The organism is Rickettsiales bacterium, from assembly GCA_025210695.1.
Lineage (GTDB): Bacteria > Pseudomonadota > Alphaproteobacteria > Rickettsiales > CANDYO01 > CANDYO01.
In genome coordinates this window covers 25427-36438 of record JAOARE010000024.1, presented here as the reverse complement: position 1 = coordinate 36438, position 11012 = coordinate 25427, and the positions used below count along the sequence as shown (strand labels likewise).

General features: G+C 33.0%; 12 protein-coding genes and 1 tRNA gene. 1 reads left to right on the top strand and 12 read right to left on the bottom strand.

Annotated features, from left to right (window positions below; translation table 11 throughout):
• Positions 1 to 156 precede the first annotated feature (156 nt).
• The 6 genes from N4A31_04135 to metK all read right to left on the bottom strand — a co-directional run bounded on the left by N4A31_04135 (position 157) and on the right by metK (position 5731).
• Positions 157 to 369: a GIY-YIG nuclease family protein gene (locus N4A31_04135; GenBank protein ID MCT4635419.1), complete on the bottom strand. Its 213-nt coding sequence runs from the start codon at positions 367 to 369 to the stop codon at positions 157 to 159.
• A gap of 219 nt (positions 370 to 588) precedes the next feature.
• Positions 589 to 1611: a hypothetical protein gene (locus N4A31_04130; GenBank protein MCT4635418.1), complete on the bottom strand. Its 1023-nt coding sequence runs from the start codon at positions 1609 to 1611 to the stop codon at positions 589 to 591.
• Positions 1612 to 1787: 176 nt separating this feature from the next.
• Positions 1788 to 2948, bottom strand: coding sequence for a hypothetical protein (locus N4A31_04125; GenBank protein ID MCT4635417.1), 1161 nt, complete (start codon positions 2946 to 2948; stop codon positions 1788 to 1790).
• 220 nt (positions 2949 to 3168) lie between these two features.
• The gene (locus N4A31_04120) at positions 3169 to 4065 is read right to left on the bottom strand and encodes a hypothetical protein (protein ID MCT4635416.1); all 897 of its coding nucleotides are present in this window, start codon (positions 4063 to 4065) and stop codon (positions 3169 to 3171) included.
• 150 nt (positions 4066 to 4215) lie between these two features.
• A tRNA-Thr gene (locus N4A31_04115) sits at positions 4216 to 4290 on the bottom strand.
• 262 nt (positions 4291 to 4552) lie between these two features.
• Positions 4553 to 5731, bottom strand: coding sequence for a methionine adenosyltransferase (gene metK / locus N4A31_04110; GenBank protein MCT4635415.1), 1179 nt, complete (start codon positions 5729 to 5731; stop codon positions 4553 to 4555).
• Between the two features lie 515 nt (positions 5732 to 6246).
• Here metK and N4A31_04105 point away from each other — a divergent pair.
• Positions 6247 to 6909 carry an Hsp20/alpha crystallin family protein gene (locus tag N4A31_04105; GenBank protein MCT4635414.1) on the top strand — a complete coding sequence of 221 codons (663 nt, stop codon included), beginning with the start codon at positions 6247 to 6249 and terminating at the stop codon, positions 6907 to 6909.
• 90 nt (positions 6910 to 6999) lie between these two features.
• On the opposite strand, the gene hscB is transcribed toward N4A31_04105, so the two are convergent.
• The 6 genes from hscB to N4A31_04075 are packed head-to-tail and all read right to left on the bottom strand — an operon-like array spanning position 7000 to position 10930.
• On the bottom strand, positions 7000 to 7443 hold the full coding sequence (gene hscB / locus N4A31_04100; GenBank protein MCT4635413.1) for a Fe-S protein assembly co-chaperone HscB: 444 nt from the start codon (positions 7441 to 7443) through the stop codon (positions 7000 to 7002).
• Positions 7436 to 7771, bottom strand: a complete 336-nt coding sequence (locus N4A31_04095) for an iron-sulfur cluster assembly accessory protein (protein ID MCT4635412.1) — start codon at positions 7769 to 7771, stop codon at positions 7436 to 7438. The genes hscB and N4A31_04095 overlap by 8 nt, the downstream gene beginning before the upstream one ends.
• Positions 7764 to 8156, bottom strand: coding sequence for a Fe-S cluster assembly scaffold IscU (gene iscU, locus N4A31_04090; GenBank protein ID MCT4635411.1), 393 nt, complete (start codon positions 8154 to 8156; stop codon positions 7764 to 7766). The genes N4A31_04095 and iscU overlap by 8 nt, the downstream gene beginning before the upstream one ends.
• 15 nt (positions 8157 to 8171) lie before the next feature.
• The gene (locus N4A31_04085; GenBank protein MCT4635410.1) at positions 8172 to 9380 is read right to left on the bottom strand and encodes an IscS subfamily cysteine desulfurase; all 1209 of its coding nucleotides are present in this window, start codon (positions 9378 to 9380) and stop codon (positions 8172 to 8174) included.
• 5 nt (positions 9381 to 9385) lie between these two features.
• Positions 9386 to 10498 carry a cysteine desulfurase gene (locus N4A31_04080; GenBank protein MCT4635409.1) on the bottom strand — a complete coding sequence of 371 codons (1113 nt, stop codon included), beginning with the start codon at positions 10496 to 10498 and terminating at the stop codon, positions 9386 to 9388.
• Positions 10499 to 10930, bottom strand: a complete 432-nt coding sequence (locus N4A31_04075) for an RrF2 family transcriptional regulator (GenBank protein MCT4635408.1) — start codon at positions 10928 to 10930, stop codon at positions 10499 to 10501.
• Positions 10931 to 11012 lie beyond the last annotated feature (82 nt).

The window sequence follows — 11012 nt, the reverse complement described above, 5'->3', positions numbered from 1 at the left end:
TGGGTTCCTCTAATTAATTTTCGTCATCCTTGCGACTAAATAATATTATTCGTCATCCTTGCGCCCGTTAGGGCGCGAGGATCTAGTAAAAACTTATCTTCATTATAGATGATTTAAACTGCCATGATCACCCTTGGCCGAGGGGTAGTAACACCTTTATACTATCTCATAGTATAAATCCTTCCAAGCGGGATTACTCCCTTCAATAAGCGCTAATTTATCAATGTTATATTTCCTAGTAAAACCATCCGCTAACTTATTTTTATGCTCATATATCCGCCTGATAAGATTGTTAGTGCAGCCTGTATATAAGGTTCCATTTCTTTTTGAGCATATAATATACATAGAAGATAGCTGTTGTTGTAACATACAACCCTTCTTCTTGAAAATTAAAAAAATTCAAACTGGATTCTCGTCAAACTTTCGTTTGACAAGAATGACGTAAACTTTAAGCTAATTCTCTTCTTTTTAACTTTCAGTCCTCCCTGCGCTGCGTTCCTCTCATTCATTTTCGTCATCCTTGCGCCTAAACTATATTTTTCGTCATCCTTGCGCCCGTTAGGGCGCGAGGATCTAGTAAAAAACTCATCACATAGAATGGTCTTCTTCTGTAGCAATAATGGTGACATTTCCAAGTATTGCAACCACATATTCATTTTCATCTAGAGGTGGAACATCAAATGCCACGCCACTTCCACCGGAGTCACCACCGGAATCTCCACCAGGGAAACCACCATGATACATTGGCAAATGTCCACTTCCAGAGTAAATACTCACTAAATGAATCAATTTAGTTAGATCAATCCCCAGCGAGTCCAATATGGATTCAATATTTGAAAAAAGTGAGTCAAAGTTATGTGGAGTTTCTTTGAATATTCCAGCTACAAGAGAAATAAGAGAATCATCTTTTTCACTGTTTAGAAATAAATCTTTTGTAAATGATTTTTCGTTATATAAACTATTTACAGCATCAATCATTTCAGGAGTAAGGTCGGTATCAGTTATAGCAGTGCGCACTTGCTGATTATTTTCTATTTTAGAGATCGTGTAATCTGCCTCTCGAATATGATCTTGATTAAGATATTCCCCTGCTGCTCTACTTGGGGCAATTTTCATTTTCTCTTGAATTGTGGAAGCTTGCTCATAAGCTAAATTCTTAGCCTCTGCCTCAGCAAGCTCTCTGGCTGCATATTCTGCCTCAACCCGAGCTCTGGCTTCAATATTATGCAATCTAGCTAAAATTGCTGCCGTATCATGAGTTCCTAAATTCATCGCATCACAGAGCTGACCTTTAAGAACTGAGTCAGTTATATCATCTAATAGATGAATAACAGTAAGTCCTCTTTCGTTTATAGAATATGGATCTGCACCAAGTGAAACAAGAGTTCTTACTATTTCCTCTCCCTTATTTAATGCAAACTTTAAAGCTGTAATACCATCTTCATCACAAGCATTGGCTATAATAGGCTCTTCTTCTATTAATAGCTCTAAATACTCTATGTCCACTTCTGCATCTTTTACTAAAATTGCATCTATTAGATCATTAAAATAACCTAGAGCTTCTTCGTCTAAAAATCTTTTTTCTCCTGTTTCTTGATCTATATAATACATATCCAACCTCCTATTTTATTAAAAAAATGGTAAGTATATATACATTCATCATATGTATATATACTTATAAGATATACACTAATGAAACCTTGCTAAAAAGCTATAAATTGAAGTTATTCAAAGAAATTCAATTTACTTAACGGACGCATGAATAAATTAATTTTATTGTATTGTTTTTATATGTCATGATTATAAGAGTGACTCTTTTCTGATCGTTTAGACCTAGCGATGGGAGAAGAACTAGTCCCAACAGCATTTTCTTTAAGGGCTTTTCTCATTCCCATGGAGCTTTTAGCTAACTTTTTAGCTTTTAAAGCTGATTTTTTATCTTCTGTATCTAAAGTAACTTGATTCTTAGATTTTTTCTTAAGTATATCATTTTCTGTTTTTTTATTAACAGCTTTTTCTTGCTCTATTTTTACCTCTATACTACCAACCTCTCCTTCTTTCACAGCTTCCCTCTGGGCGGTTTCGGCTCTTGCTCTTTCTATTAGCTCTTTTGCTGCCTGGATATCAGCCGCTTTTTGCGCTTCAAGCTGTGTTTTTAGTTCAGCGGTGTTTCTTGTTTCAATGAAGCTCTGGATAAAATCTTCAGGCAGGGCAGCAATATCTTTTGTAAATACTTCCGCTTTTTCTAAGATATTGTTAACATCCAAAACGTCATTTGCAATTTGTTGAGTATCCTCTCTAGCAATTGCTTCATCGCTATGATCCAAACCTTGCGCTTTACGTCTATTTCTATGTTTATTGCAAACAGCGGCATGAACTTTATGTTTACCAAGACTGGCTAGATGTTCTTCACTCTTCTCAAGTTTCTCTTTAACTAAATCTTTCGCATCATCTGCAAGTTCTTGCGCTTCTAGCTTAAATTTTTCAGCCTCAACAGCGAGATCTGGACATAGAAGATCCCTATTTTCCTTTTCATTTCTTAAAACTTTTACGTAATCGATAAACTCAGAAACAGTGGGAAGCTCTCCTTTGTCTATTTTGTTGATTGTGTTATTAAGCTTTTTAATTTCTTCTCGCTCAAAATACAATTCAGCAGCTTTGAATGGATCTATTGCTATTAATTCTTTAAAGCTTTTAGTATCCATCCATGATGAAGAAGACATAGCTTGAGCAACTTTCTCTACTAATTCTTTCTCAGAAGATTGAATGTCTTTTAATAATTTTATAAAAATTGGATCAGGAAATAAATCAGCCAGATGTTCTGCATTTGCAATCAAGCCGACAGGAGGAGCAACCCCACGATTCTTACAATCGTTAATTTGAGCCAGAATGTTTTGCAATTTCTCTAGAGCAGCTGCTTTTTGTTTTTCTTTTTCTTTATCTGCCATAATGTTTAAGTATTATAATTTTAGTTTATTCTAGAGAAACATTCTTAATAAAGAGTTAATCGAATTATCATTTTTACTATGTTCTGGTTTTACTGGATCCTCTTGCCCTAAAGGGGATAAAGAAAGGAAAAAGAAGCAGACGAATGTCCATCAGTCACTATTGGGTTTATAATTAGAAAGTCTGGTGTGATCTTCATCCAGTTTAAAAAGGAATGTGTTTTTATATACTACGACCGCTTTTTTTTGACTTAGTATTGCTCATAACAGCGGCTTTTATAGAAGCCGCAAACCCAATTCTTTTTATATTAGTGAGCATACCACGCACTGTTTTGCTGCGTGCTTCAACGAGTGCTTTATGGACATCTTCTTCAGTAACTTTGTATTCTTCAGCAGCGTTGCTACTCTTATTCTTTTGTTCATATAGCGCTCTCATTGCAGCCTTTTCATGCTTTGAAAACGGTTGATCATATCCTTTACTTCTTCTCTCGTTTTTTATTAAGTCTCCAAATTCTTGTTCTTGATAATTAGCTTCTAATTTTAGAATTTTCTCTTTTTTATCTTCGGAGATACATTTTGGATGATTTTTCATTAAATGTAATAATATACTTGGATCTTTATAATCCATCCTTGTATTTAACTTTTCATCAAGTACTTCATTATTACATGATTCTATTTTTTCTTCTATGTAAGCTTTCACTGCTTCACTAGTGCTTGGTATTTCCTTTTGTAAATTAGATTGTTTACCTTCATTTACCTCATATATGTCACGCTTTACTGAAGTTTCTATAGCATTAACAACTAATTCCTTTTTTAGATCTATGTCACTTTCATTTTTAGGTTTCCATTTATCTGTAAGAGCTTCATTTTTTACAAAGTTTTTCAGAATATTTTGAACCTTAGGATGATTTGATTGAACAATATTTACCCCACCAGTTCCAACATTAAGTGAAATTTTTTTCTCCTCAATAAGCTTTCCTATATCCTCTGTGGTTTGCGCTTCTAAAACTAGATTTTTTTGAACTTCAATTGGATCTTGCATTTCTTGCACCTGATTCAAAACTCTGCTTTCAGCAAAAAATTCTTCTGAAGTTCGAGGTGCATCCTTACTTCTACTCATATAAAATATCCCCTAAATACTTGATTCCTAACTTCCATTATAGATTAGAAATCTACAATAGCAATTAATCTATAAAGAGAATAAAGATAAGTTGTTTGATTTTCTTTTGTTATGCTATATTTTGATAATGTAAGATGTAGTTAATTTTGCTGGTGCCGCCAGATAGAATCGAACTATCGACCTCATCATTACCAATGATGTGCTCTACCACTGAGCCATGGCGGCATGAATTTTAAGTTCTTTAAACTGCCATAATATCATAACTTAAGCAAGAGATTTATACGATAATGACTAAAAAAACAAAAAAAGAAGAAAAACTTGAAAAACTCTCTGCCGCTTTAAAGGAAAACCTGCAAAGACGCAAAGGATCTCAGAAAAAAATTAAAAATAACAATTAATACTATTTGTATTTCATTCTCGGAAAACTTCTTTACCGAGAATAAAATTTAACTATTTTAAAAAAAATAAAACTCCTAAAGAAAAACACCTATTTAAACTCTTTCTTTAGTGCATCCACCAAATCTGTTTTTTCCCAAGGAAAACTTCCATCCACTTCAGGGCTCCTTCCAAAATGTCCAAAACTAGCAGTTTTTTGATATATAGGGCGAGTTAATTGTAAATGATGTTTTATTCCAGCTGGAGTCAGATCAACCAATTCCTGTAATACTTTTGCCAATTTTTCTTCATTAACTTTACTACCATGATCAGTGTGAATATAAAACGATAAAGGCTTAGAAAGACCAATGGCATAAGAAAGTTGAATTGTACAACGCTTTGCAAGACCAGCAGCCACCACATTCTTTGCTAAATATCTTGCGGCATAAGCGGCTGAACGATCAACTTTTGAAGGATCTTTTCCTGAAAATGCTCCACCTCCATGAGGTGCTGCTCCACCATAACTATCAACAATTATCTTACGCCCTGTGAGACCAGCATCTCCCTCAGGACCACCTATAGTGAATACTCCCGTAGGATTAACATAAAAATCTTTATCTTTGCAGAACCAATTAGAATCTGGAAACGCAGCTTCTACATATGGAAGGATAATTCCTTTTATTTTCTTCTGATCTAATCCTTCTGGATGCTGAATAGAAACTACTATTGATTTGGCTCTAACAGGAACACCATTAACATATTCAAGAGTAACCTGACTCTTAGCATCAGGGCCAAGTTTAGCTATCTTTCCGTCCTTTATAGCTTGGAATATATTTTGAAGAATACGGTGAGAATAGTAAATAGTTGCTGGCATTAAGCATGGTGTTTCATCACAAGCAAAACCAAACATAATTCCTTGGTCACCTGCCCCTTCTTCTTTACCTTCTCTTGCATCAACACCAAAAGCAATATCTGGAGATTGCTGAATTAATAGATTTTCTATTGTAACTTTATTCCAATGAAACTTATCCTGCTCGTAACCTATATCTCTAATGCATTTACGAATAGTTTGTTCAATTAATTCATTACTAACACTATCGGGACCGGTAACTTCACCACCTATTATAATTTTTTCTGGAGTGGCAAAACATTCTACGGCAACCCTAGAATTGGGATCATGTGATAGATATAGATCTAGAATACTATCAGATATTTGATCACAAATTTTGTCTGGATGCCCTGAAGATACAGATTCACTAGTAAATAAAAAATTATCTCTATTATTAAGCATTTATTTATTTCCTTTCATTAAATTTATTGTCTAACAGTATTACAGTTACCTAGTTCTTTGCAAGTAAAAAATATATTCCTGTATTTCCTAAGATAACAATAAGTTCTAATAACGCAAGTTACAATTAATTAATTTACATTAAGGTAAATATTGGAATAATAATGAATATTAATAAAATAAAAAGCTTATCACATTGTTAACAACAACATGGAGATGAGATAGTCATTCATAACGTCAATTAAGTTATTGCATTAAATAACTAGTATTACAGAATGCCCTGCAATTGGCTTAGATTATATTAGTTATTATATTAACACAGAAATTATCTTCTCCCCCTATTGTTAAATATTCATTATTTTGTTATTTTAAAATAAAAGGCGAATGTGAGGAAAATATAAACCTCTCGCCCTTTATAGCTAAACTTAAAACAATAAATTATACAAAGCCAAGAGCTAAAAAAAATATATATCAAATCTAATATTTTTATTTAATTACTACTAAATGGGGAGATTGAAATGACGAAACAAAACAAGACAGAAAAAAAAGATATTCAATCTAAATCTTCTATAAAAACCAGCTCTTCAAAAAAGAAAAACTCTAGCTTAAGTAAGTTACCTGCCTTTTTAAATTCAAAAGCGTCAATTGGAGTAATATGTTTGCTTATGGGTGTTGGTCTAACTTTACTAATACAAAACTATAGCAATAAAAATGCTAAAGAAGCAATATATGGTAATAATAAAATAGAAGAACTATTGCTAAACCCTTTTAATTTTGTTCCTCTTCAAGAGTTAGATGCTTTAAATAGAAGAATGGAAGAAAGATTTGATTATTTGGATAGTTATTTTGATAATTTTATCAAAATAGAACCCACTTCCTACACAAGACAAGCTTCCAGCTCTCAAAACGAAGATGACGATTTTATTTATTATCAAATAAATTTTGATGGATATGACAAAGAAGATATATCTATAAAAATAGAAAACAGTCAACTCATGTTCTCTGCCAAAACCTCACAGAGTAATGAAGATAAGGAAAACTCATCTAAGCAATTTATGAGCTCTAACTTTTTATACTCTTTTAGACTGCCTAGCAATATATATATGGAGAATCCAGAAATTATAAAAGAAGATAATAAAATTATCGTGAAGTTTAAGAAGCAATCTATTGCTGATAAATAGCTTATTATTTTCCTTTTGTTGCTCTTGAGCCCTTTAAGAACCAGGGCTCGAGAGATTATAAGAGCAAATTGAAAGTAGTTTACAAATGATTTAAATTTTACTTAAATACTGCAATCTTATAATTTCTTGAGCTGCAGATTCAAATTCTCTTGCAGAATACTTTATTTTAAAGCTGTCTAAACATTCTTCTTTCATTGAAGAAATATCATGCTTTGCTGGGTCCTCACTTAATTCTAATATTTCATGAAGCATCACATGGTCTGGATGAACGTTATTATTATCTTCTTGATTAATTATAATCCCTTCTAAAGATAATAAATATTCTGCTCTAGATTTATCATCATTTAAAGTTTGATATGCCTTATTAAGTTTTGAGGTGTATTCTATGGCCAAAAGCTTTTCAGGTTTTGTTTTATTGGCGTATTTATCTGGATGGAGAAGTTGTTGAAGAGCAATATAATTGGTGTATAACTGATTCTTATCTATATCAAAACCGTGAGCTATACTCAGCAATTCAAAGTAGTTATCAGACATGGAAAGAATCTCCACATCCACATTTTCCTTTTTCGTTAGGATTGGTAAATACAAAACCAGAAGATAATTCTTCTTCTACATAATCCATATTACTCCCCAATATAAAAAGCATTGCCTTAGCATCAATTAGAACCTTGATGTCTTTATAATTCACTTCAGCATCAAATTTATTAATCTCATCAGTATATTCAATCTTATATTTTAAGCCAGAACATCCTTTTGTTTCAATTAATATTCTGATTCCAGCAGATGGTTTTCCTCTTTGTTGAAGAAGAACCTTAATTCTTTCCACCGCTGAATCAGTAATAGTAATCGGATCCTTAAGCATCTTTTTTGTCTTGCTTTTTATTATAGTCAGATACAGCTGCTTTAATTGCTTCTTCAGCTAAAATAGAACAATGAACCTTAACTGGTGGTAATGAAAGCTCTTGAACTATTTCTGTATTTTTAATAGAAGAAGCTTCGTTAACAGTTTTACCCTTAATCCATTCAGTAGCTAGTGAGCTTGCAGCAATTGCAGATCCACAACCAAATGTTTTAAATTTAGCATCTTCAATAACCCCTTCTTTGCTCACCTGTATTTGTAATTTCATTACGTCTCCACAAGCAGGAGCTCCAACTACACCAGTACCAACATTTTGAGAATCTTTAGAAAGAGAACCTACATTGCGTGGATTTTTATTGTGTTCTAATACTTTATCGCTATATGACATTTTTTTACCTCTTTATTAATGTTTTGCCCATTGAATGCTCTTAAGATCTATTCCTTCTTGAGCCATTTCCCATAATGGACTCATATCCCTTAATTTCTGAATATTATTTACTACTACTTCTGCTGCCGTATCTATTTCTTCTTCCGTTGTAAAACGCCCTATACCAAATCTTATTGAGGTATGAGCTAAATCTTCATCTACACCCATAGATCTAAGTACATAAGATGGTTCAAGCGAAGAAGAAGTGCAAGCAGATCCAGATGACACAGCCAATTCTTTAATGGCAATAATCAAAGATTCTCCTTCAACATAAGCAAAGCTTAAATTTAAGTTTCCTGGATAACGATGTTCTGCATCTCCATTTAAGTAAACATCCGGAATCTTATCCGTGATTGCTTTATAAAACCTGTCTGATAAATATTTCACATGTTGATAGTCTTTTTCCATCTCATTAGCAGCTATTTCTGCGGCTTTTCCTAAAGCAACCACTAATGGAGTTGGCAAAGTTCCAGACCTAAACCCTCTTTCTTGTCCACCACCGCTAATTAAGGGTTCTAATCTTACTCTTGGTTTACGACTAACATATAATGCTCCTATACCTTTAGGACCATAAATTTTATGTCCTGAGATGCTCATTAGGTCAATATTCATAGCTTTAACATCTAATGGAATTTTGCCAAAAGCTTGGGCGCAATCACTGTGAAAAAAAACGCCCTGCTCTCTACAAATCTTACCAATTTCAGCTAATGGCTGAATCACTCCAATTTCATTGTTAATTCCCATAACTGAAACTAACCCTGTTTCAGGAGTTATCGCTGATTTTAATTCATCTAAATCAATCAGCCCCTTTTGATTTACAGGTAAGTAAGTTATTTTAAAACCTTCAGCCTCTAAGTGTCTACAGGCGTCAAGCACACATTTATGTTCTGTGGCAACAGTAATAATATGCTTTTTCTTAGCTGCATAAAAATGAGCAACCCCCTTAATTGCTAAATTATTGGACTCAGTAGCTCCCGAAGTAAAAACTATTTCCTTAGGGTCAGCATTAATTAAATTAGCTATTTTAGCACGTGCAATTTCTACTGCCTCTTCTGACTCCCAACCAAAGCTATGACTACGCGAGTGTGGATTACCAAATTTTTCTGTAAAATATGGTACCATCTCATCCACTACTCTTGGATCCACTGGTGTTGTTGATTGATAATCTAAGTAAATTGTTTTCATATTTTTTATAATCCTTTATTATATATATCATTCCACAATACGATAAATTTATTAATCTCTTCCTCTGTATTATCTAAGCCTAAGCTAACTCTAACCACTTCATTAGATTTTTTATCCTCTAATCCCATTGCCTTTAAAACATGTGACCCAGCTATTCTTCCAGATGAACAAGCGGACCCTGCACTTACAGATACCCCAGCTAAATCAAACTTAATCAATTGCTCTTCACTCTTAACACCCTCCATTCTAATGCTACTAGTATTAGGAAGCCTTCTTGAACCAGAAGCTATAATTTCGGCACCTAACAGTTCTTTTTCTATTTTATCTCTTAAAAAGGAAATTTCTTTAAATCTTTTAATCTTTTCTTTATAGCTAGTGGCAGCAACTCCAAAACCACAAATACTTAAAAGGTTTTCTGTTCCTGAACGCAGACCTTGCTCTTGTTTGCCGCCGTTAATAACTCCCTTTAAACCAAGGCCTTTTTTAGCAATTAATGCTGCTGCTCCTAAAGGTCCTCCACATTTATGACTAGAGATCGTTAACAAATCACATTCTAAATCATTAAAATTAACTTCTATTTTACAAAAAGCTTGAGAAGCATCACAATGAAGTATTCCATTTTCAGCATGCACTATTTTACTTAACGATTTAATATCCTGAATCACTCCGGTTTCATTATTTGCCAACATAATTGAAACTAATTTCTTTCCAGGAGATTGCTGCAACAGCTTAGATAAGACTGCCTCAGTTATTATTCCTTTACTATCCACTGGAACAAAAATCATATCCTTATGGTTAGATTCTAAAATTGATACATGCTCAGTTGCCCCAACAAATACGGGCATTGTTTTAAAGTTATCAATAGCTAAATTATTTGCTTCAGTTCCTGAGCTTGTAAAAATAATTTCCAAGTCATCTTTATAACTATCAATATTCAACGCCTTAGCGATTTGATTCCTAGCATTTTCCATCATACCTCTAGACTTACGACCATCTGAATGTATAGAAGATGGATTATAGGGTTTATTGGATTGAATCATATTGACCATAAACTTAATTACATTTTTATCCATTAAGCCTGTAGAATTATAATCTAAATATATTCTTTCTTCATTCATTTAAGGAATCACCTTGTTGTTAATTTTATTAAAAATATCTTGCAAAGAAACTGAATGTAAATAATTGCTTATTGTATTATCTAAACCATCCCATAATGCATGAGTAAAACAAACTTTATTATTTTCTGCTAAACATCCACCGCTATTCTTTTTACATCTAGTCATTTTTATACTTTCTTCTGAGGCATTTATAATTTCTAACACAGATATGTCTTTAGGAGATTTTGATAGTTTATAGCCTCCTCCAGGACCTTTATGTGACTCTACTAGATTACGTTTTTTTAGTTTAACAAATAATTGCTCAAGATAATTGATCGTAATTTCTTGTCTTTCTGCTATTTCATGTAACGCTATAATCTTATTGCTCTCACCGTAGTAAGCTAGATCAACCATTGCCATAACAGCATAGCGCCCTTTCGTAGTTAGCATCATAATAAAAACATTCCTTAAACAGCTAATTTTCTTGCTAATTTAATAAAAAAAAATATACTAGCTTTTTAATTATGTTTACAAT